The sequence below is a fragment of the Halorubrum sp. Eb13 genome (genome assembly GCF_002252895.1).
Taxonomy (GTDB): Archaea; Halobacteriota; Halobacteria; order Halobacteriales; family Haloferacaceae; genus Halorubrum.
This window is the reverse complement of the sequence record NZ_NHPE01000141.1, coordinates 43412-64433: the sequence shown is the minus strand read 5'-3', so window position 1 is coordinate 64433 and position 21022 is coordinate 43412. Positions and strand designations below refer to the sequence as shown.

General features: G+C 70.4%; 18 protein-coding genes. 7 read left to right on the top strand and 11 right to left on the bottom strand.

The features are described 5' to 3' along the window. Positions 1–268 precede the first annotated feature (268 nt). On the bottom strand, positions 269–1201 hold the full coding sequence (locus DJ75_RS16260) for an NAD-dependent epimerase/dehydratase family protein (protein ID WP_094525463.1): 933 nt from the start codon (positions 1199–1201) through the stop codon (positions 269–271). A gap of 78 nt (positions 1202–1279) precedes the next feature. Further along, positions 1280–2890 (bottom strand): iron ABC transporter permease, encoded by a 1611-nt coding sequence (locus DJ75_RS16255; RefSeq protein ID WP_094525462.1) that lies wholly within the window; start codon positions 2888–2890, stop codon positions 1280–1282. Between the two features lie 115 nt (positions 2891–3005). Here DJ75_RS16255 and DJ75_RS16250 point away from each other — a divergent pair, with 115 nt between their 5' ends. The 3 genes from DJ75_RS16250 (at position 3006) to DJ75_RS16240 (ending at position 6101) form a co-directional block, all read left to right on the top strand. Next, the gene (locus DJ75_RS16250; protein WP_094525461.1) at positions 3006–3569 is read left to right on the top strand and encodes a gluconate 2-dehydrogenase subunit 3 family protein; all 564 of its coding nucleotides are present in this window, start codon (positions 3006–3008) and stop codon (positions 3567–3569) included. Then, positions 3566–5200, top strand: a complete 1635-nt coding sequence (locus DJ75_RS16245) for a GMC family oxidoreductase (protein WP_094525460.1) — start codon at positions 3566–3568, stop codon at positions 5198–5200. The genes DJ75_RS16250 and DJ75_RS16245 overlap by 4 nt, the downstream gene beginning before the upstream one ends. Positions 5201–5447: 247 nt before the next feature. Next, positions 5448–6101: a dolichyl-phosphate hexose transferase gene (locus DJ75_RS16240; RefSeq protein WP_249269112.1), complete on the top strand. Its 654-nt coding sequence runs from the start codon at positions 5448–5450 to the stop codon at positions 6099–6101. A 121-nt stretch (positions 6102–6222) separates the two neighbouring features. Here the strand turns inward: DJ75_RS16240 and DJ75_RS16235 are convergent, their stop codons facing one another. Genes DJ75_RS16235 through DJ75_RS16220 form a run of 4 tightly spaced genes read right to left on the bottom strand, consistent with a single transcriptional unit; the run spans position 6223 to position 12026 of the window. Continuing rightward, on the bottom strand, positions 6223–8457 hold the full coding sequence (locus DJ75_RS16235; protein ID WP_094525458.1) for a glycosyltransferase family 39 protein: 2235 nt from the start codon (positions 8455–8457) through the stop codon (positions 6223–6225). A gap of 16 nt (positions 8458–8473) precedes the next feature. Beyond that, complete coding sequence (locus DJ75_RS16230; RefSeq protein WP_094525457.1) at positions 8474–9595, bottom strand: extracellular solute-binding protein; 1122 nt, start codon at positions 9593–9595, stop codon at positions 8474–8476. A gap of 39 nt (positions 9596–9634) precedes the next feature. Then, positions 9635–10816 (bottom strand): alpha-1 4-glucan-protein synthase, encoded by a 1182-nt coding sequence (locus tag DJ75_RS16225; RefSeq protein ID WP_094525456.1) that lies wholly within the window; start codon positions 10814–10816, stop codon positions 9635–9637. Between the two features lie 22 nt (positions 10817–10838). Beyond that, positions 10839–12026 carry a lysylphosphatidylglycerol synthase transmembrane domain-containing protein gene (locus DJ75_RS16220; protein ID WP_094525455.1) on the bottom strand — a complete coding sequence of 396 codons (1188 nt, stop codon included), beginning with the start codon at positions 12024–12026 and terminating at the stop codon, positions 10839–10841. A 230-nt stretch (positions 12027–12256) separates the two neighbouring features. Here DJ75_RS16220 and DJ75_RS16215 point away from each other — a divergent pair, with 230 nt between their 5' ends. Continuing rightward, a complete protein-coding gene (locus DJ75_RS16215; protein WP_094525454.1) occupies positions 12257–12529 on the top strand; it encodes a hypothetical protein in 273 nt (90 codons plus the stop codon). Between the two features lie 58 nt (positions 12530–12587). Continuing rightward, the gene (locus tag DJ75_RS16210) at positions 12588–13148 is read left to right on the top strand and encodes a rhomboid family intramembrane serine protease (protein WP_094525453.1); all 561 of its coding nucleotides are present in this window, start codon (positions 12588–12590) and stop codon (positions 13146–13148) included. Positions 13149–13225: 77 nt separating this feature from the next. Here the strand turns inward: DJ75_RS16210 and rpsJ are convergent, their stop codons facing one another. The 4 genes from rpsJ to DJ75_RS16190 form a co-directional block, all read right to left on the bottom strand. Then, positions 13226–13534 carry a 30S ribosomal protein S10 gene (rpsJ, locus tag DJ75_RS16205; RefSeq protein ID WP_004048854.1) on the bottom strand — a complete coding sequence of 103 codons (309 nt, stop codon included), beginning with the start codon at positions 13532–13534 and terminating at the stop codon, positions 13226–13228. Between the two features lie 3 nt (positions 13535–13537). Beyond that, complete coding sequence (gene tuf / locus DJ75_RS16200) at positions 13538–14803, bottom strand: translation elongation factor EF-1 subunit alpha (RefSeq protein WP_094525452.1); 1266 nt, start codon at positions 14801–14803, stop codon at positions 13538–13540. Between the two features lie 204 nt (positions 14804–15007). Then, positions 15008–15994 (bottom strand): homoserine dehydrogenase, encoded by a 987-nt coding sequence (locus DJ75_RS16195; RefSeq protein WP_094525451.1) that lies wholly within the window; start codon positions 15992–15994, stop codon positions 15008–15010. Next, a complete protein-coding gene (locus DJ75_RS16190; protein WP_094525450.1) occupies positions 15991–16581 on the bottom strand; it encodes an ACT domain-containing protein in 591 nt (196 codons plus the stop codon). The genes DJ75_RS16195 and DJ75_RS16190 overlap by 4 nt, the downstream gene beginning before the upstream one ends. A 351-nt stretch (positions 16582–16932) precedes the next feature. Here DJ75_RS16190 and DJ75_RS16185 point away from each other — a divergent pair, with 351 nt between their 5' ends. Then, positions 16933–17622, top strand: coding sequence for a hypothetical protein (locus DJ75_RS16185; RefSeq protein ID WP_094525449.1), 690 nt, complete (start codon positions 16933–16935; stop codon positions 17620–17622). Positions 17623–17761: 139 nt separating this feature from the next. On the opposite strand, the gene DJ75_RS16180 is transcribed toward DJ75_RS16185, so the two are convergent. Further along, positions 17762–19951: an elongation factor EF-2 gene (locus DJ75_RS16180; protein WP_094525448.1), complete on the bottom strand. Its 2190-nt coding sequence runs from the start codon at positions 19949–19951 to the stop codon at positions 17762–17764. A 194-nt stretch (positions 19952–20145) separates the two neighbouring features. On the opposite strand from DJ75_RS16180, the gene DJ75_RS16175 reads away from it, so the two are divergent. Continuing rightward, positions 20146–20790, top strand: coding sequence for a bifunctional 4-hydroxy-2-oxoglutarate aldolase/2-dehydro-3-deoxy-phosphogluconate aldolase (locus tag DJ75_RS16175; protein WP_094525447.1), 645 nt, complete (start codon positions 20146–20148; stop codon positions 20788–20790). Positions 20791–21022 lie beyond the last annotated feature (232 nt).

Sequence of the window (21022 nt, the reverse complement as noted above, 5' to 3'; positions counted from 1 at the left end):
CGTTCGATACGTCCGGTCGGTAGTCCGATGGTGTGTCGGTCATGGCTGGTGGCTCCTCCGACCGCCCCCGGGAACCGCCGAGTACACCAGACAGGCTGTGACTCGTCCAATCACGGGAGTGGCCGCCCAATACACAACTCTATATTGGTAATTAGTAACAAAGTTTGGGAGTGACAGGGACATCTGTAAGATACGCGCCCTGTATTCAGCATCATCTCAACGACCCACCATCGACTGAATATTTCGACGGAGCCGAAGCGATTACTCGCTATTCCACGATCTCGTCGATCAGCTCGCGCGCGCTCCGCCGAACGGCCTCGTCGCTCTCGATTGACGGCTCCCAGCCGAGGTCGACGAGCCGTTCGATGGAGAGGCGCATCTTCGGCACGTCCCCGGTCCAGCCGCGGTCCCCGCCGGTGTACGCGTAGTCGGGGTCGACGCCGAGCTCGTCGGCGACGATGTCGGCGATGTCGGTGACCGAGGTGGTCGTCCGGGTGCCGAGGTTGTAGACGTTTAGGTCCTCGTCGGCGTGCTCGACGACGTACTGGATGGCGTCGACGCACTCCGAGACGTGCATGTACGACTTCTCCTGCCGGCCGTCGCCGAGGATCTCCAGACTCGTAGGGTCGTCGTCGAGCTTCTGGATGAAGTCGGGGATCACGTTGCCGCGCTGGTGCGGGCCGACGATGTTCGCGAAGCGGAACACCCACGACTGCACCCCGTACGAGTGGGCGTGCGTGGAGATCAGCGCCTCGTCGGCGAGCTTCGAGGAGCCGTAGATGGAGATCGGTTCGAGGGGACCGTGATCTTCGGGCGTCGGGCGGGGCGCCTCGCCGTACACCGTCGAGGAGGAGGTGAACGCGAGCCGGTCGACGTCGACCTCGTGCATGCGTTCGAGGACGTTGTACGTCATCGCCGTGTTGTCCTCGAACAGCTCCCGATCGTCGTCGTAGTTCGTGTCGGTGTACGCGGCGAAGTGGAAGACGGTATCGAGGTCGCCGGTGACCGCCTCGGCGACGTCACCCGGCTCGGTCAGATCGGCCTCGATAAAGTCGGCGCCGTCGGGGACCCGGTCGCGGTCGCCCTTCGAGAGGTCGTCGGCGACGCGGACGGTCGCGCCGCGGTCGAGGAGCCGGGCCGCGAGGTGGCTTCCGACGAGCCCCGCGCCGCCCGTGACCAGCACGGTCGAGTCATCGAGCATACACGCGAGTCGACGCGGGCCGGTAAGTACGCGTCGGTCGATCCGCGTCGCTCCCGCGATCCCGCTCTCCGTCCGCGCTCAGAGCCCCTCTCTGCCGCCCTCCTGCGCGAGGATGACGACCATCGAGAGCCCGGAGATGACGAGCAGGATGAGCGTTGGGACGACCGCGTACTGGTACAGGGCGTCCTCCTGCGCGCGCCAGATCTGCGTGACGATCGTCTCGAACCCGGAGGGACGGAGAATGAGCGTCACGGGCAGCTCCTTCATCGTCGTGAGGAAGACGAGGGCGGCGCCGGCGACGATCCCGGACCGCGTGAGCGGGAACGTCACGCGGCGGAACGCCCCCATCGAGGACTCGCCGAGGGTCCGGCCGGCCTCGACGAGCGTGGGGTCGACCCCGAGGATCGCGGTCCGCGTCGAGCCGACCACCTGCGGCAGGAAGCGGACGACGTACGCGAACACGAGCAGCGGGAGGGTCTGGTAGATCCACGGGACGTACCCGGAGCCGAAGTAGACCAGCGCGAGCGCTAACACGATCCCGGGCACGGCGAACCCCACGTACGTGGCCCGCTCGAACAGCGTCGCGAGCGGTGAGTCGTGGTTCGCGGCGAAGTACGCGACGGGGATCGCCGCCAGCGCGGCGGCGACCGCGGCGGCGGCGGCGACCGAGACGCTGTTGACGACCTGGATCGGCTCGAACGCCATCGAGGGGCGCCGGCCGGCCTCCGAGCGCACGAGCCACAACAGGAGGATCCAGAGCGGGACGAGGAGCGCGACCCCGGCCACCGACGCGGGCAACAGCGTCGCCGGCCACCGCCACCGGCCGAGGCTCACCGGTCGGTCGGTGGTGCCCGCGTCGTCGCCGTGGGCGTCCCGGTCCGACCGGACCAGCCACTCCAACGCGAGCACGACGAGCACGACCCCGAGCAGTTGGAGGGAGAGCAGCGCGGCGTAGTCCCGGCCGAACGCGTTGTACTCGACGTATATCTGCCGGGTGAACACCGGCAGCCGCATGATGGAAGGCGTGCCGAAGTCGGAGACCGCGTACAGCGCCGCCAGCAGCGACCCGGCGGCGATCGCCGGCCGGATCACGGGGAGCGTCACCCGGCGGAACGCCCCGATCCGACCGTGGTTCAGCGTGCGGGCCGCCTCGATCAGCGTCGTGTCGAACGAGAGGAGAGCCGCTCGCGTCGTCAGGTAGACGTACGGGTACGTGTACAGGGTGATGACGAGGATCGTCCCCGAGAGCCCGTATATCTCCGGGACGCGCTCGACCCCCAGCGGCGCGAGCACGTCGTGGAACTCGCCTCGGGGGCCGAACGCGGAGACGAACGCGAACGCGCCGACGTAGCTCGGCACGACGAGCGGGAGCGCGGCGGCGACCGACCAGAACCGACGGAAGGGGAGGTCGGTGCGAGCGGTGAGATACGCCAGCGGGACCCCCAACAGGATCGAGAACGCCGTGACGCCGCCCATTAGCAGCAGGCTGTTGAGCAGCACCTCGGCGGTCCCGGCGCTGAACAGGAGGTCCATCGCCCGCGCTCGCTCGACGGTGACGGCCTCGATCACCAGCCACGCGAGCGGGAACATCATCGTCGCGGCGATCGCCGCGGACAGGAGGGTCAGTCCCGGCGGGAGGCGGCCGTCGCCGTCGGTCAGGAAATCGCGGATCCGGCGTGTCAGGCTCATGGTCCGGGAGACGGGGTGCGTTATCGGAGGGACGTGGCACCGACCGTTAGCAGTTCCGGTTCGGTCGTCGATCGGGTCCGACGGATATAATAGTTTAGGGAGGCCTAAACCGAATATGGAACTGACGCGTCGCGACGCGGTGGCCGCGCTGGCCGCCGTCGGCGCGACCGGGGGGGTCGCCCTCGCGGCCCGGCGGACGAGCGACGGTCCCGGAGCCGGGGGGGACGCGGCCGACGGCGGCGAGGGGGGCGACAGCCTCCCCGACGAGGCCGCCGTCCGGGCGTCGATGACCGCGGTCGCGACGGTCCTCTATCCGAGCGAGATCGACGGCGTCGAGGCGTTCGTCGGTGGCTTCCTCGACGGGCGCCTCGACGGGTCGACCCACGCGGAGGGGATTCGAGCCGCGGTCGGCGAACTCGACGCGGCCGCCCGCTCGTGGCACGGCGCGCCGGTCGCGGATCTCACCGAGCGCGACCGCGACAGGCTCCTCCGAGAGGTCGGCGCCGACACGGCGGCGGAGGACCCGGACGGGACGCTCGCGGAGCGGGTGCGCTACTACGTCGTCAACGAACTGCTCTTGGCGCTGTACGCCTCGCCGACGGGCGGGGAGCTGGTCGGACTGGAGAACCCGCAGGGACACCCCGGCGGGACCGAGAGCTACCGGCGGGGACCGCGATGAGCGCGGGCGACGCCCGAGGGGGAGGGACCGATCGCGAGGCGGTCCGCGACATCGACCGATCCCCCGTCGCGAACGCGGACGTCTGCGTCGTCGGCGCCGGTCCCGCGGGCGCGCTCGTCGCCGACCGGCTGGCCGCGGACCGCGAGGTCGTGGTCCTCGACGCGGGGCCCCGATTCGACCCCGCCGACCGACTCGCGCGGCAGGAGCGGGCGATCCGCCCGAGCTACGACCGGCCCGACGTGTGGGGCGGCGGCGGCGAGCGCGACGCCTACAGCAACGCCGGCGAGCGGTTCTACCCGTTGAACCACGCCCGCGTCAAGGGGGTCGGCGGGTCGACGCTCCACTGGCAGGGGATGGTGATGCGGCTCCACGAGGACGACTTCGCCTCCGAGACGGCGCGCGGCGTCGGCGCGGACTGGCCGATCGACTACGCCGACCTCCGGCCGTACTACGCCGAGGCCGAGCGCGAGCTGGGCGTCGCCGGCGCCTCGGACAACCCCTACGCGCCGCCGCGCGAGGAGCCGCACCCGATGCCGGCGTTCGAGCCCTCCTACAGCGACTCGCTGTTCGCGGAGGCGTGCGAGGAGTTGGGGATCGACATGCACTCGGTGCCGAACGCGCGCAACTCGGAGCCGTACGACGACCGCTCCGCCTGCGTCGGCTACGGCACCTGCCAGCCCGTCTGCCCGGCGGGCGCGAAGTACGACGCGACCGTCCACGCCGAGCGCGCGGAGGAGCGGGGCGCGACCGTGATCGACCGCGCGCCCGTCCAGCGGCTGGAGCACGACGCCGACCGCGTCACGGCCGCGGTGTACGCGACGCCAGACGGCGAGGAGCACAGGCAGGCGGCCGACGCGTTCGTCGTCGCCTGCGGCGGCGTGGAGACGCCGCGGCTCCTCCTCCTCTCGGAGTCCGACGACTACCCCGACGGCCTGGCGAACTCCAGCGGGACAGTCGGGAAGTTCTTCATGGACCACCTGTTCGCGGGCGTCGGCGGCACCCTCGACGAGCCGACGCGCCAGAACCACGTCGGGTTCTACACCAGCGCCTGCGACCAGTTCTACGACGAGGCCGACGCGCAGACCGCCCCGTTCAAGCTGGAGTTCTTCAACTACGCCGGGCCCTCGCCCGTCGAGATGGCGCTGACCGGCGACGACTGGGGGGACGCCCTCTTAGAGCGGCTCCGCGACGGCTACGGCACTCACGTGGCGATGGGCGGACTCGTCGAGCAGCTCCCCCGGTCGGACAGCTACGTGACGCTCGATTCCGACCGCACCGACGGTCACGGCAACCCGGTCCCGGAGATCCACTGGCGCGTCGGCGACCGGGCGCTCCGGACCATCGAGCGCGCCAACGAGATCCAGCGGTCGGTCCTCGAGGAGCTGGGCGCGGAGATCGAGTGGGTCGCCGGCCCCGACGCGACCGGCCCCGCCTACCATCACATGGGCACGACCCGCATGAGCGACGACCCCGAGGCGGGCGTCGTCGACGCCGACTGCCGGACCCACGACCTGGACAACTGCTGGATCGCGTCCAGCTCGGTGTTCCCCACGGGCGGCGCGATGAACCCCACGCTCACGATCGCCGCGCTGGCGCTGCGCGTCGCCGACGACGTCGAGCGCCGGTTCTGACTCTGTTTTAGGCAAACCTAAAAGCTCAAGTGGGTGGGGCGACCCGTACGAGGTAATGAGCGGATCACTCAGCGCGAACGGGTCGGCCGCCGAGGTCGACGAGACGGGGGACGATGCGGCGACAGACGGCGATGCGACCCCCGACGGCGACGCGGCGACCGCCGACGGCGACGCGACCTCCAACGGCGACACGGCGACCGCCGCCGACGACGCCGAGCACTACACCTTCGACGACGTCAGCGTCGTGATGGGGACGTACAACGAAGAGGAGGCGATCGCGACGGTCCTCGACGACATCGACGAGGTCACCGGCGGACGCGCCGAGGTCGTCTGCGTCGACGGCTCCTCGGATCGGACCCCGGAGATCGCCCGCGAACACGGCGCGACGGTGATCGAGCAGGAGCCGCAGGGGTACGGCGTCGCCGTCCGCGAGGCGATCCTCGCGCCCGACCGTCCGGTGGTCGTCACGACCGACTGCGACGACACCTACCCGATGGAGGCGCTCCCGGAGTTCCTCGAGGCGATCAACGACGGCGCCGACGTCGTCAGCGGCGACCGGCTCTACCACGGCGCGAAGGCGATGCCGGCGTTCAATCGCCTCGGCAACCACGCGTTCGCGCTCCTCGCGTCGGTCCTGATGGGCGAGCGCGTCCGCGACACCACCACCGGGATGCGCGCGTACCGCCGCGACGTCGTCGAGGGCATCGAGTGGACCGAGAACACCGGCCTCTCCGCCGAGCTCCTCATCCGCCCGCTGATGCGCGGCCGCGACGTGCGCGAGCGCCCGATCGACTACGCCGAGCGCCTCGGCGAGACGAAGCTCGACCCGATCGAGGGCGGCGCCGCCATCGCCAAGTCGATCGTGACGGTGTGCGTCGAAGAGCGGCTGCGGCGGCTCTGAGGCCGCGCAGAGCGTCGCGGACGCCGGACGGCGGTCCGGACGGACGCTGTGGGCACAGCGGACCGCCGCCGGCGGCGTTTTCGAAACCGCGAGCGACGGCCACGAATTATAAGCGGTCAGCTCACGTTGCCTCGCTCGCCTCGGCGTCCGTCTCGAAGGCAACCCACTCGGCGTGGGCGTCCGGGTCGTCGGGCAGATACGTCTCCTCCGATCCGCACGCGACCGCGAGCCGGCAGACGGAGCGCTCCGGGGGCCAGATCGCCTCGACCGTCCCCTCGTCCGTCGCCCGGACCGTCGCCTCCTGCCGGTAGGTGAACGTCGAGCCCGCGGGGTCGACGAGCGTCACCGTCACGATCACCTCGTCGCCCGCGGGGTCGATCGGGGCGGTCGCGTTCGGCGCGCCGGCCAACCGCGCGCCGGCGGGCGTCAGCGACCAGTCGACCGTCAGCGAGCCGTCGGGATCGCGCACGCCGTACTCGGCGTCCCCGTCGCCGCGCGCGGTCTCCAGTCGAACGACCGCGCGCTGGACGCGGTCGGGCACGCCGACGGTCGTCTCCGCGCCGACCCGCGACCCCTCCCGGACGTCGAGCGGTTCGAGCTTCGGGGTGACGTGCCGGGTCGGGTCCGGCGTCCACTCGCCCCGGTACGCGTAGCGGTGGAACTCGCGGTCGGGGTACGCGTCGATCACCGCGAAGTCCTCGACCGGGTCGCGGTCGAGCGCGTACACGACCGGCCCGTCCAGCCCGGGCTCGTTCCGGAGCGCCTGAAACGGGTGGCCGAGCCACTCGCCGTACGGCGTGGGGACGAACACGAGGTCGTCGTCGAACTCGGCCGTCTCGATCGGCGCGTAGGCCGTCTCGTACTTCTCGGCGTGCGACGCGTGCCGGTCGAGCGGCGCCTCGGCCGCGGCCGCCGCGCCGAGCGCCCCGCCGAGGACCGCGATGACGGCGAGCGCGGCGACGACCGCCCGCGCGGTTCCCGGCGTGACGCGGGACGCGAGCCGCGCTCGGAGCCGGGAGAGCCCCCGCCCGCCGGCGACGACGGCGACGCCGGCGAAGAGCGACAGCGGGACGAGGAGGTCGAAGTGGTAGAACGGCCCGAAGCCGGCGACCAGCCCGTCCGTCGGATCCGAGAGCGTCGCGAGGAGGTTGTTCGTCCCCCAGAAGAAGAGGTTGCCGACGACGACGGAGCCGGCGACGCCGGCGACCAAGACACCGGCGGTGCGCTCGAATTGAGCGTCGCCACCGGACCCGAGCGCGCCCCGCCCCGACAGCCACCCGCGCGCCGCCAGTCCGCCGCCGGCGAGCGCGAGCAGCGTCCCGAGCGGCCCGGCGACGACCCACCGCGTGGCGAGGTACCACAGCGCATATCCGTTCGATCGAAGCGCCAGTTCGGGCGTGTACTCCTCGCTGTGGCCGAGGATCCGGCGCTCGCCGAATCCGGGGCCGTCCATCGGCGCGAACGCCTCGTAGGGGAAGGTCAGCGGGGAGCCGGTCATCCGGAGGTTGTACGCGAGGGTGACGCCGACGAACAGCGTCCCGAACAGGGCGGTGAGGCCGTGGCGACGGACCGTGCCGGGGAGCCGGAGCGACGGACTCCCGACGTCCCGGACCGCGACGACCTCTCGGGTCGCGACGACCGCCCTGACCGCGGCGACGGTCCGGACGAGCGCGTGCAGGATGAACGGCGCCGCGAACAGCACCGCCGTGTACGGCCGGGCGAAGAAGGCGAGCCCGATCGCGACGCCCGCGAGCCCCGCGAGCGGGAGCGACCGGTCGCGGACGCTCCGGAGGTACGCGACCGCGAACAGGAGGTTCAGGAACGTCGTCGGCGCGTACGGGAGGAACACCGAGGAGGTGACGAGCGCCAGCGGCGAGGCGACGAAGCAGACGGCGGCGGCGAGACCCACCCGCCGCTCGAATATCGTCGACCCGAGCAGGTACACGAGCGCCGCGTTACCGGCGGCGACCGCCGCGAGCGTCACCCGCGGCTCGCCGAACAGCGCCATCGAGACGGCGTACATCGCGGCGGGGACGGGGTTATACTTCGGGTAGAGCCGCCCGCCGTCCTCGATGAAGAACCACGGCTGGACGGCGTCGGCCAGCGCGCCGGCGTGGATCTCGAGCTGGCCGGAGAGCAGCAGCGCGGCCTGCGTGAGGTACACCGCCTCGTCGTGGTTGACGGAGTGGTAGCGGAACAGCGTCGCGGCGACGAGGAAGGTGACCGCCCCCGTCGCGGCGGTGAGGAGGGCGGCCGCCAGCGTCAGGCGGTCCGCCTCGGCCAGCCGGACGCGGGCGCCGCTCGCGAGGCGGCGGGCGAGCCGGCGGGGACGGCGGAGGGCCGGAGGAGAGGCCACGGGCGGCGGCGCGGACCTACACCTCGACGCCGGCCTCGCGCATGAGGTCGATCGTCGGTTCGAGGTCGGACAGCTGCGTCAGGTCGATGTCGGGGACGTCGAGCTCGTCGATCGAGGGGAGGTCCCCGATCGGCTCCACGTCGGGGATGAGGGGGTACTCGAACGTCGTCCGGGCGAAGTAGTCCTGCGCCTCGGCCGACAGCAGGTGGCGGACGAAGTTCTGGGCGAGGGTCGCGTCGCTCGCCGTGTCGATGACCGCGGCGCCGGCGACGTTGAACACCGCGCCGGCGTCGCCGCTCGTGAACGCGGTGCCGATCGACGCGTCGGGGTTGCCGTCGAGGACGCGCTGAATGTAGTAGTGGTTCGTGAACGCCGCGTCGATCTCGCCGTCGGCGATCGCCTGACAGGCGGCGAACTCGTCGGGGTAGCTGCTGATGCCTGACTCGACGACAGACTCCAGCCAGTCGAGCGTCGCCTCCTCGCCCTCGATGAGCCGCATCGCGGTGACGAAGGCCTGACAGGAGCCGTACGAGGGCGCCCAGCCGAGGGTGCCGGCGAACTCCTCCGGGTAGGCCATGACGTCGTCGGGGAGGTCCCCCTCGGAGAACTCCTCGGTGTTGTACGGAACGGTGCGGGCGCGACCGGACGTGCCGATCCACTGCTCGGTGCGGAACTCCGATCGGATCATATCGGTGATCTCCGAGGGAAGCGCCTGCGTGCGTCCCTCGTCGGCCAGCGCGCCGAGCGACCCGGCGTTCACCGAGTAGAACACGTCGGCCGGCGACCCGTCGCCCTCGTTGGCGATCTGGTTGACGAGGTCGGTGGAGCCGCCGTACCTGACGGTCAGGTCGAAGCCGTCGTACTGGTCGTCGATGTACTCAACGAGCTCGCCGACGAGGAACTCCCCGCGGCCGGAGTAGACCGTGAGCTCGCCCTCCAGGTCGGGCATCTCGGCGATGGGGGTGCCGCCGGGGGCCCCGCGCCCCGCGCGGCCGGAGCCGATCTGTCCGATCGACCCCTCGGCGTCGCCGTCGCCGTCGTCGCCGCCCATGCAACCCGCGATCCCGGCCGCGCCGAGGGCGCCCGTCGCCGCGAGGAACCGCCGGCGGTCCACGTCGTCTGAGAAGTGGTGAGTCATGTGTTTTAGGCTAACCTAAATCGACTTAGTGGTGTCGGTTCAGTCGTCCGCGACCGCCGGCGCCCGGCGGATCGCGTCGAGGCAGTCGAGCCAGTCGCGCATGTGTTCGCCGACGTGGGTGAAGAACGCACCGTTCCGGTACTCCTCGAACTCGCCGTCGGCCAGTCGGTCGGCCATCGCGGCGTACACGGCGGCGTAGTCGCCGGCGTCCGCCCCCGCGTCGTCGATGAGCTCCCAGAGGTGCTCGTTCAGCTCCAGCCCGGCGACCTCGTTGTGGAGGTCGTCGAACGTCGAGCGGGCGGCCTTGTTGTGCTCGCAGAGGGGCCGGCCGTTGTAGATCCGCTTGCCGAGCACGTCGCAGGCGCGCTTGAGGAACACGCCGCTCCAGATGTCGTCGAAGCGGCCCACGTCCCACTCGTTGTCGTCCATCGGGAGCTGGTAGAACGCGGGGATCACCTCGCGGCGGAACGCGAGGTTCATCGAGCAGACGGTGAGGTAGTTGCCGCGCGCGGCGACGAAGTCCCCGCCGAAGTCGTCGGCGGTCGTCCGGGTCTGCGCCTGGCCCTCCAAGTCGCCGTCCATCAGGATCCGGACCGCGTCGAGGTCGGGGACGTTCGTCCACAGTCCCTGCGAGGCGACGACCTCGCCCGCCTCGATCTCGGCCGTGCCCGTTTCGACCGTCTCGTCCATCGCCGAGTACGGGTAGCCGCGGGGGTAGAGCCCGTGCTCGTCGGCGTTCTGATAGAGGACGTTCACCCAGCTCTCGTCGGAGCCGACGGACTCGATCGAACCCTCGAACGCGAGGTTCTCCATGTGGCGCCCGAAGTAGTCCTCGTCGTCGTGCGGGAGCGTGTCGTCGTCGATGAACAGGCCGTACTCGAAGGCGTCGTCGGCCCACATGTAGAGCAGTCCGAAGCTCGTCTCGGCGTGGCTGGCGGCCGGGACGACGTGGCCGTACTCCGCGACGCCGTTGGCCTCGTACCACTCCTCGCGGCGGCTGCCGTCGAACACTTCGCCGGAGACGTCGAGGTCGTCCAGCATCGCGCGCATCTCGTCGACGTCACAGAAGTCCTCGGTGACGAGCACGAAGTGGAGCCGGGAGACGTCGAACCCGTGCTCTCGGGCGTTCGCGACGTACTCGCGGAGGCACTCGTACTCTCGGATCGTAGGGACGATCACACAGATGTCCCCGCTCGCGGCGGCTGAGCGGCGTTTTTCCATACACCGAGGTTTTTAGGCTAACCTAAAAATCTGGCGGTCCGGCGCTCGGCGACTCTCCCTCGTCGGCCGCTTCCGGTCCGTCAGCGGGGATTCCCCCGTCGGCCTTCGCCGGGGGAGTCGGCTCGTCGCCCGTCGTCGGCCCGGCCGTCGGCGAGAGGCCGAGGGCGAGCGCCGCGACTCCGCCGCCGGCGAGCGTGACGGCGTTCTTCAGCGCGTGGTCGAGGATCGCCGCCGCGAGCGCCGTCTCGACGGGCAGCCCGGTCGCGCTCACGACGAGGCCGGTGAACGCCGCCTCGTACAGCCCGATCCCGCCCTGCGAGAGCGGGAGCACCTTCGCGAGGTTGCCGACGCTGACCGCGAGCGTCCCGACGACGAGCAGCGTCGGCGCCGGGACGATCCCACCGAGCCCGCCCACGAGCGCGGCGAGCACGAGCACCGCCGTGAGGACGTCGAGCGCCCAGATCCCGAGGCTCCAGAGGAACACCGCACCGAGGCGCCGGGGATCGGCGGCGACGACGCGGACGGACGCGCCGAACCGGACGGCGGCGTCGACGGCCCCCGCGAGTCGCGATCCGGATACGCGGTCGCGGAGCGCGCGGCCGAACCGCCGGTCGCTCCGGGCGACCGCGACGGTCGCGACCGAGAGCACCGCGGCGACGACCGCGATACCGGCCGCGGCCGCGAGCGCGGTCGACGGCGCGACGGCGCCGACGGACGCTCCCGACCCGGGCGACCGACCGGTCAGAAACAGGAGCGCGAGCGCGACGCCGCCCAGGGCGCCGATCGCCACGAGGTCGAACGCGCGCTCGACGGCCAGCGAGGCGACGCCGGTCGGGTACGGCACGTCCCGGCGCTCCTTGAGCAGGTACGCGCGGACGCCGTCCCCGGCCCGCGCCGGAACGGCGAGGTTCGCGGTCTGGCTGGCGAACACGGTCGCCGTGAGGAAGCCGGTCCGGCAGCGCCGGCCCATCGCCGCGAGCACGTCGCCGTACCGCCGCCCCCTGAGCGGCCACGAGAGCAGGTAGACGCCGAGCGCGGCGGCGAGGAGCGTCGTGTCCGCCGCCGTCACCGCGCCGACCACCGCGTCCGCGTCGAGGCTCCGAGCGATGATCGCCGCGCTGAGCCCGACGACGAAGAGCGTCCCGACGAGGGTGAGTCGCTTCCGCGAGAGCTCGGCGCGGAGCCGCGCCCGGAGGCCGGCCTCGGTCACGGGCGCGACCCCCGGCGTCGGGCCGTTCGGAACCGACCGGCTCTCTCACCGGTCCGCGGGCGTTCGAGGCGCCGTTCGACGGTCATGCGTTGATTTAGGTTGCCCTAAAACATATAACGCTGACGGTTCGGCGACCGTGTGCGACCGCCGCCACGGGACGGACCGGACCGCGTTCCCGCGAACTGCCGACTGCCGAAAAGCGCTTTTGTGCGTCTATCAAAATATCACACATGTCCGACTCCGTCCGAATGTGGCTCGTCGAGCGGACGTACTCCGACGACGAGCAGAACATGGTGATCCTCACTTACGCCACGCCCGACGGCAAACGCTACTTCCGGAAGGAGCGCGCCCTCACCTCCTTCACCGACGTCCGGGACACCACCGCCGCGGTCGACGCCGACCCGGAGAACGTCGGGAGCGTCGACGACCCCGCCGAACGCGAGCGGTACGCGGCCGAGGCCGACCGCATGGCGGCGGCTCACGCTCCGGACGACGTGATCTGACCGCCGCGATCCGACCGACGCGGCCGCGCTTAAGTCCGTCCGGCGCGAAGTCCCGTCGATGCGGGCCACCTTGGAAACCCTCGCGGCCGCCGCGCTCGTCGGAGTCGTGCAGGGCGCACTGCGCCTCGTCGGCCTCGCCGGGCTCCTCGCGCTGTCGACCCCGCTCTCGCTGGCGCCCTGGACGGTCGTCACCAGCGTATACGCGCACGGGTCGGTCGGCCACCTGCTGGCGAACGGCCTCGCGCTGCTCCTCGTCGGCCCCCTCGTCGAGCGCCGGACGACGCGACTGCGGTTCCACGCGTTCGTGGTGACGACCGGGGCGGTCGCCGGGATCGCGCAGGTGATGCTCGGCGGGCTGATCGGTCCGCCGACCGCCGTGTTGGGGCTGAGCGGCGCCGTCTTCGCGCTCGGCGGCTACCTTCTCGCCGGCAACGTCGTGACCGCGACGCTGTTCGACCGACTGCGGCTCCCGCCGCGCGCGCAGTTCGCGCTGTTCGGGCTCGCCGCCGTCGCGCTCACCGCGACGACCGCGGCGCCCGGCGTCGCGCTGATCGCTCACGCCGTCGGCGCGTTCTGCGGCCTCCTCTCGGGACGAGCCGGACTGCTGGACGTTCGGTGACGCGAGTGGAGAGGAGACCGCGGCGCCGTCGCTGACGGCGGTAGAAAATGCGGAGAGAGCGAAATACGCCCTAGCGCTTAGTCTTCGAGAACGATCTCGATGCTGACGTCGTTCGGCACTTGGACGCGCATGAGCTGGCGGAGCGCGCGTTCGTCGGCGTCGATGTCGATCAGACGCTTGTGGACGCGCATCTCCCAGTGCTCCCACGTCGCCGTCCCCTCACCGTCCGGGGACTTTCGCGACGGGATCTCGAGCGTCTTCGTCGGCAGCGGGATCGGGCCCGACAGGGCGACCCCCGTCGAGTCCGCGATCTCGCGGACGTCGTCGCAGATGTCGTCGAGGTCCTCGGGGCTCGTGCCGGCGAGGCGGACGCGTGCCTGCTGCATCGATTATCGCTCGTTGACTTCGAGCACCTTGCCGGCCGCGATGGTCTGACCCATGTCGCGGATGGCGAAGCTGCCGAGTTCCGGGATCTCGCCGGACGGCTCGATGCTGAGCGGCTTTTGCGGGCGCACGGTGACGACCGCGGCGTCGCCGGACTTGATGAAGTCCGGGTTCTCCTCGGCGACCTCACCGGACGACGGGTCGATCTTCTGGTCGATCGACTCGATCGTACAGGCGACCTGCGCCGTGTGGGCGTGGAAGACGGGCGTGTACCCGGCCGTGATGACCGACGGGTGCTGCATGACGACGACCTGCGCCTTGAACGTCTCGGCGACGCTCGGCGGGTCGTCGGCGGGGCCACAGACGTCGCCGCGACGGATGTCGTCCTTGCCGATGCCGCGGACGTTGAACCCGACGTTGTCGCCGGGCTCGGCCTTGGGCACCTCTTCGTGGTGCATCTCGACCGTCTTCACCTCGCCGCCCACGTCGGACGGCTGGAAGGAGACGTTGTCGCCGGTGTTGAGGATCCCGGTCTCGACGCGTCCCACGGGGACGGTCCCGATACCAGAGATGGTGTACACGTCCTGGATGGGGAGTCGGAGCGGCGCGTCCGTCGGCGGCTCGGACTCCGGCAGGTCGTTGAGCGACTCCAGCAGGGTGGGGCCGTCGTACCAGGGAGTGTTCTCGGAGTCCTCGGAGACGTTGTCGCCCTCGAACGCGGAGATCGGCACGAATGTCGTGTCGTCGGTCGCGAAGCGGACCTGGTTGAGCAGGTTCTTGACCTCCTCGATGACCTCGTTGTAGGTGGACTCCTGGTAGTCGACCAGGTCCATCTTGTTGACGCCGATGATGAGCTCGTTGATGCCCAGCGTGCGGGCCAGGAACACGTGCTCTCGGGTCTGGGGCGCGACGCCGTCGTCGGCCGCGACGACGAGCACCGCGTTGTCGGCCTGCGAGGCGCCCGTGATCATGTTCTTCACGAAGTCACGGTGGCCCGGGCAGTCGACGATGGTGAAGTAGTAGTTGTCCGTGTCGAACTCCTGGTGGGCGATGTCGATCGTGACGCCGCGCTCGCGCTCCTCGGCGAGGTTGTCCATCACGTAGGCGAACTCGAAGCCGCCCTTGCCCTTCTCTTCGGCTTCCTCGCGGTGCTGCTCGATTACGTGCTCGGGGACGCTCCCCGTCTCGAAGAGGAGGCGACCCACGAGCGTACTCTTGCCGTGGTCGACGTGGCCGATAATGGCCAGGTTCTGGTGCGGTTTGTCACTCATGGGGTAATCACGCGCTAAGGCGCTCTGTGAGTAAGTTTCGGTTGATTCCACTAAAACGGTTTCGATACGGTTCACAGACCATCGCGACGCAGTCAGGCGATTCTCGACAACGCGGGGCACGTCAGCGGGACACACGGTAGGGGTCCCGGTCACGCGGTTCGACTGCGAGAGGGTCGGTCGTCCCCCGAAACGGGGTGAAAATCGCTACTCCAGTCGCCCGACGTCCCCGAGCACCGCGCTGGCGGTCTCCGGGCCGCCGGCGCCGCGTCCCGAGATGTTGAGCCGACCCGCGTGCGAGGTCTCGATCTGGACGATGTTCTGGGTGCCCGAGACCGCGAGCGTCCCGTTCTCGGGGACGAGCCGCGGGGCGACCCGGACCGTCTCGCCGGTCGCCTCGCCGATGAGCCGGACCGTCCGGCCGTCCTCGGCAGCGAGCCGGAGCGCCGAGCCGGGGACGTCGCGGATCCCGGAGACGTCGGCGTCCTCGAGCGTGAACTCGCGAGCGTCGGCCGGGTCGTCGGCCGCGCCGAACGAGAGCACGTTCGCGAGGATGACGCACTTCAGCGCCGCGTCGGTCCCGTCGACGTCGAAGGAGGGGTCCGCCTCGGCGACGCCGAGGTCCTGCGCCTCCGCGAGCACGTGCTCGTAGTCGAGCCCCTCGGCGGCCATCCGCGTGAGGATGAAGTTCGCGGTCCCGTTGAGCACGCCGCGCACCGCCGTGACGTGGCCGGGCTCGATGTCCTCGACGGTCGAGACCGCCGGAATCGCGCCGCCGACTGTGGCCTCGAACCGGATCTCGCCCGCGCTGTCGGCGACGGCCGCCCGCAGGTCGCCGAAGCGCTCCGCGACCGGGCCCTTGTTCGCGAGCACGGCGTGGCGGTCGCGCTCCAGGGCGCGAGTCACGTGCGAGAAGCCGGGCTCGGCGTCGCCCAGCGTCGTCGGCGTCGCCTCGACGAGGACGTCGTAGTCGGCCGCCAGCGCGTCCGCGGGGTCGGCGTCGCCGACGATCCCCCGCTCCGCCTTCCGGGCCACCACGGCGTCGGGGTCGACGCCGGCGTCCCGGCCGCCCGTCCCGTCCGCGACGACCGCCGTCGAGGAGTCCGCGACGGCGACGACCTCGTGGCCGTACTCGCTCGCGAGATCGACGACGGAGCGCCCGACCGCGCCCGCGCCGATGACGGCGAGTCTCACGCCTCCACCCCCGTGAGCGGCTCGACCAGGCGCAGCTCCTTCTCCTCGGCCAGCTCCCGGACCGCCGCGAGCGCGGCCTCCGTCTCGCCGGCGCGGGCCTCCAGGCGGAGCCGAGCGCTCGACGCCTCCTCGGTCCCCTGCGGCGCCGCGAGCGACACGTCGGCGACCGACGCCGACGCGCAGGCCTCGATCCGGGAGAGCGTGTCGGAGAGGTCGGTGTCGATGAGGTGGCCGAACAGGAGCAGCGTCACCTCCTCGGCGTACCGCTCCGTCCCCGCCTGCATCACGTTCACGCCCTCGCTCCGGAGCGCCTCGACGATCCCCTCGAAGCGCTCTTGCGTCGCCTCGAAGTCGACCTCGACCGGGATTCGGCCCCGGGGCGTCTTGTTCCCCCGCTCGTGGTAGATCGAGAGGAGGTTCCCGCCGTTGTCGGCGATCGGCCGGAGGGCGGCGAGCAGCTGTCCGGGCTCGTCGACGAGTTCGAGCCGCACCGTGTGCGTCGACGGCGTCGCCGAGGCGTGCCCCCCGTCGGGGCTGGCGTCGTCGTCCGCCGCCTCCTCGGGAGCGCCGTCGCGGTCGTCGCTCACGCCGCCACCTCCGTGCGGCGCGCCGAGGCGGGTGGAGCAATTACTCCTGCGATCGCGATCCGGCACGGTCCTGTCGGCGACGCGGAGCGGTCGCTTGGTGGCTCCGTCGCGATGCGCCGAGCGGGAGTCGTGCCCGTCTGCATACCCGAAAGGAGTCGGGGGATCGGGTATAAGCCTTCGGCGATGGCAGGCGTTGCCTCGCCCGCCTCCGTGTGAACGAACCGCACGGGGGCGGCGGGGACGGTTCGACGGGGAGAGACGTGTTCGGTCGAGATCCGCGGGTACGGTGGGCGTTTCAGTCTCGAAACAGGCAAAAGACATTTTCGGACAGCAGCGGTACCGTCCGCGCTGATGCCCTCCACCGACAGAGAATCGGGTCCGACCGCCACCGACAGGCGACCGGTTCTGAAGTACGTCGCGCTCGCAATCGCGGGATTGATCGGGGCGGATCTGGCGATGGAAACGACCGGATCGCCGGACGAATCGCCCTCGTGGGGCCCTCCCGTCGAGGGCGGGCACGGAGACTGGGCGATCATCGACGAGGACACCGATCGGTTCGCCGGCGAGGGCGTCGACGCGACCCTCGTACTGACGGTGCAGGGACCGAACGACGGCTCCGACCGGTTCCACGACGGCGGGCTCCGCATCGTCAGCTACGAGGCGACCGTGGACGACGACAGTCGGGACTGGAACTACGCCCTCGGACGACCGCGCCTCTCGCTCCGTCTCAGACTGAACGGGGACGGTTCGGGAACGGCCTTCTTCTCGAACGCCAACGCCTACGGGGACACGACGGACGGGGACGTGTCCGGACGCACCGAGATCCGCCACGCGTTCGAGCCGGGGAGCGGCCGAGGAGCCGTGAATCCGATCCTGAACTACTCGGGGCCCGCCGACGGCGACGGGACCGGAGCGACCGCGACGATGGAGTCGAACGTTACCGTTCCGGTACGGAAAACGTGGCTACGGGGGATCGGCGGTCGGATCGAGGTCGGGACCCTCCGGTGCGAGATAACCGAGACGGTCACCTTCGTCGGGTGACTGCGGCCGCGAGAATCCGATCCGGATTCGGCGAGACGGCTCTCTCGGTCGCGAGGAAACGCCGCAAAATCGAAGAAGACCGCCAAACCGAAGAAGACCCCTTAACCGAAGAAAACCGCGACCGCGGGCCGACCGACGCTTAGAAGTAGTCGATCGACTGCGGCAGTTCCAGCTTCATCCCCTTGCGCTCGCGGATCTCCATTATCTTCTCGCGCTGGAGGTTGTCGACGAGGACGCGGAAGCCCGCGTTCTCGGTGTTCCACGAGGCGCGACCCTCGGTGGCCGAGCGGATGTCGGAGGAGAAGCCGATCATCTCCTCGACGGGCGCGATGCCCTCGACGACCATCAGGTCGCCCTCCTGGTACATGTCGTCGACGCGGCCGCGGCGGCCCTGGATCTCGCCGGACGCCGCGCCCATGTGCTCCGAGGGGACGTCGATCCGGACGTCCTGAATCGGCTCGAGCAGGCGGACCTCGCCGTCGATCAGCGCGCGGTGGACCGCGTCGCGGACGGCGGGGATGACCTGCGCGGGCCCGCGGTGGATGGTGTCCTCGTGGAGCTTCGCGTCGTGCAGGCGGAACAGCGACCCCTGGACCGGCTCGGCGGCGAGCGGGCCGTCGTCGAGCGCCTCCTGGAGGCCCTCTAAGACGAGTTCCATCGTCTCGTTGAGGTGCTGAATCCCCTTCGTGTCGTCGATGAGGATGTTCGTCCGGTGGATGTCCTCGACGTTCTGGGAGGTGTCCTTGTCCATGCCGGCCTCCTGCAGCGCCTCGCGGCGCTCCAGTTCGGGCATGTCCATCGAGACCTCGCCGAGCTGGATGGCGTCGACGATGTCTTGATCCATCGGCTGGACGGTGATGTAGAACTTGTTGTGGCGGTTCGGCGAGACCCCCTCGACCTCGCGGGACGCCTCTTGGGGCTGCTCGCGGAAGACGACGATCGGCTCGCCGGTGATGACCGGGATCCCTTGGTTGTCGCGGATCCGCTGGGTGATCACTTCGAGGTGGAGCTCGCCCTGCCCGCTGATGAGGTGCTCGCCCGTGTCCTCGTTGATCTCGATCTGGATCGTCGGGTCCTCCTTCGCGACCTGCTGAAGCGTCTCGATGAGCTTCGGCAGGTCGTCCATGTTCTGCGCCTCGACGGACTTCGTGATGACCGGCTCGGAGATGTGCTCGATCGACTCGAACGGCGTCATCTCGACGGAGGAGACCGTGGAGCCGGCGATGGCGTCTCGCAGCCCGGTGACGGACGCGATGTTACCGGCCGGGACGTGCTCCACCTCCTCGCGCTCCGACCCCATGAAGAGGCCGACGCTCTGGATGCGGTTCTTGCCCGCGGTGCCGGAGACGTACAGCTCCTGGCCCTTCTCCAGCGTGCCGGAGAAGACGCGGCCCGTCGCGATCTCGCCCGCGTGCGGGTCCATCGAGATGTCGGTGACCATGAAGACGACCTCGCCGTCCTCGTCGACCATCCGCATCGTGTCGGCCAGCTCGGAGTCGGCGTCACCGCGCCAGATGCGCGGGACACGACGGGGCTGTGCGTCGACCGGGTTCGGGAAGTGCTCGCAGACCATGTCGAGCACGACGTTCGACAGCGGCGTGCGCTCGTGGAGCTCGTCGCGTTTGTCGGCCTTCTCGAGGTCCATGATGTCGCCGAAGTCCATACCGGTCCGCTGCATCGACGGCATCGAGACGCCCCACTTGTACAGCGCGGAGCCGAAGCCGACGGTGCCGCCCTCGACGGAGACGGTCCAGTCCTCGGGGATGTCGTCCATGTTCTCGGCCATCCCGCGAATGAGCTCGTTGACGTCGGCGATGACGGACATCAGCCGCTCCTGCATCTCCTGGGGCCCCTCTTGGAGCTCGGAGATGAGGCGGTCGACCTTGTTGATGAACAGCGCCGGCTTCACGCCCTCGCGAAGCGCCTGCCGGAGCACCGTCTCGGTCTGGGGCATCGCGCCCTCGACGGCGTCGACGACGACCAGTGCGCCGTCGACCGCGCGCATCGCGCGGGTGACGTCGCCCCCGAAGTCGACGTGGCCGGGCGTGTCGATGAGGTTGACGAGGTGGTTCGTGTCCTCGTACTCGTGCGTCATCGAGACGTTCGCCGCGTCGATGGTGATACCGCGCTCCTGCTCGTCCTCCTTCGTGTCCATCGCGAGCTGTTCGCCCGCGGTGTCCTGGGAGATCATGCCGGCGCCGGCCAGCAGATTGTCGGAGAGGGTCGTCTTGCCGTGGTCGACGTGGGCGGCGATGGCGATGTTCCGGATGTTCTCCGGGCTGTCCATCAGCCGCTCGCACTCTTGAACGATCTTCTTGCGTCGGCCCATTATACCGTTCGTTACCGACAGCAGGGTCAAAAGGGTAGTGTTTCTCCGCGGCCGTTTCGGCGGTAGTCACCCCCGATCGCCGGCGATTTCGTGTCGATCGCTCGCATGGTTCGGGCGTGACGGAAGCCGACGACCGCCGTGCGGCCGCGACCGTCTCCACGCGGATTTAAGTGCCCGGTGCGGAACCGGGGCGTATGAACGAGACGCTCTCGCGGCTCGCCGACACCGGCGTCGTCGCGGTGCTGCGCGGAGTCGAGGCCGACCAGCTCATCGGGATCACGGAGGCGCTCCGCGAGGGCGGGGTCACCGCCGTCGAGATCACCGCGGACACGCCCGGCGTCGCCGAGAAGCTCCGCGAAGTGACGGGGTCGTTCGGCGACGAGGTGGTCGTCGGTACCGGTACCGTCCTGGACAGCGAGACCGCCCGAACCACGCTGATGGCCGGCGCGGAGTTCGTCGTCTCGCCGAGCCTCCACGAGGACGTGATCGAGACCTGCAACCGCTACGGCGCCGTGACCGCGCCCGGCGTGATGACCCCGACGGAGGCGATCCGCGGCTACGAGGCCGGCGCCGACTTCGTGAAGGTGTTCCCCGCGAAGACCGTCGGCCCGGCCCACCTCGGAGCGATGAAGGGGCCGCTCGGCCAGATCCCGATGATGCCGACCGGGGGCGTCAGCCCGGACAACGCCGGCGACTACGTCGAGGCGGGCGCGTTCGCGGTCGGCGCCGGCGGCGCCCTCGTCGACTACGACGCGGCCGAGCGCGGCGACTACGACGAGATCACCGAGACCGCCCGAGAGTTCACGCAAGTCGTCGAGGAGGCGCGGAGCGACGGCTGAGGAGCGGACCGGTTCCTCGGTCCAGTTCAGTGACATGCCATACCATGCCTGCCGAACAAGTGTGCGGAGACGCAAATACAGATGACTTCCACCCCGCCCGCTCGGCGAGAGGCACACTCACTTGGAAGTCACCCGAGAACCCTGCCGATGTCATCCCCCGGTCCGCCGCCGGGAGCCCCCCTTCCCGGCGGGACCGGACGCGTGCCGTTGCGTCCCGCGCTGCGGCGGCACG

Excerpts from the sequence above, each read along its gene's own strand:
- DJ75_RS16240 (WP_249269112.1), top strand. The coding sequence starts at position 5,448 with ATGGGGACGTACAACGAAGAGGAGGCGATCGCGACGGTCCTCGACGAC.
- DJ75_RS16250 (WP_094525461.1), top strand. The coding sequence starts at position 3,006 with ATGGAACTGACGCGTCGCGACGCGGTGGCCGCGCTGGCCGCCGTCGGC.
- DJ75_RS16210 (WP_094525453.1), top strand. The coding sequence starts at position 12,588 with ATGCGGGCCACCTTGGAAACCCTCGCGGCCGCCGCGCTCGTCGGAGTC.
- tuf (WP_094525452.1), bottom strand. The coding sequence starts at position 14,803 with ATGAGTGACAAACCGCACCAGAACCTGGCCATTATCGGCCACGTCGAC.
- DJ75_RS16260 (WP_094525463.1), bottom strand. The coding sequence starts at position 1,201 with ATGCTCGATGACTCGACCGTGCTGGTCACGGGCGGCGCGGGGCTCGTC.
- DJ75_RS16185 (WP_094525449.1), top strand. The coding sequence starts at position 16,933 with ATGCCCTCCACCGACAGAGAATCGGGTCCGACCGCCACCGACAGGCGA.
- DJ75_RS16245 (WP_094525460.1), top strand. The coding sequence starts at position 3,566 with ATGAGCGCGGGCGACGCCCGAGGGGGAGGGACCGATCGCGAGGCGGTC.
- rpsJ (WP_004048854.1), bottom strand. The coding sequence starts at position 13,534 with ATGCAGCAGGCACGCGTCCGCCTCGCCGGCACGAGCCCCGAGGACCTC.
- DJ75_RS16225 (WP_094525456.1), bottom strand. The coding sequence starts at position 10,816 with ATGGAAAAACGCCGCTCAGCCGCCGCGAGCGGGGACATCTGTGTGATC.
- DJ75_RS16175 (WP_094525447.1), top strand. The coding sequence starts at position 20,146 with ATGAACGAGACGCTCTCGCGGCTCGCCGACACCGGCGTCGTCGCGGTG.
- DJ75_RS16255 (WP_094525462.1), bottom strand. The coding sequence starts at position 2,890 with ATGAGCCTGACACGCCGGATCCGCGATTTCCTGACCGACGGCGACGGC.
- DJ75_RS16180 (WP_094525448.1), bottom strand. The coding sequence starts at position 19,951 with ATGGGCCGACGCAAGAAGATCGTTCAAGAGTGCGAGCGGCTGATGGAC.
- DJ75_RS16215 (WP_094525454.1), top strand. The coding sequence starts at position 12,257 with ATGTCCGACTCCGTCCGAATGTGGCTCGTCGAGCGGACGTACTCCGAC.
- DJ75_RS16230 (WP_094525457.1), bottom strand. The coding sequence starts at position 9,595 with ATGACTCACCACTTCTCAGACGACGTGGACCGCCGGCGGTTCCTCGCG.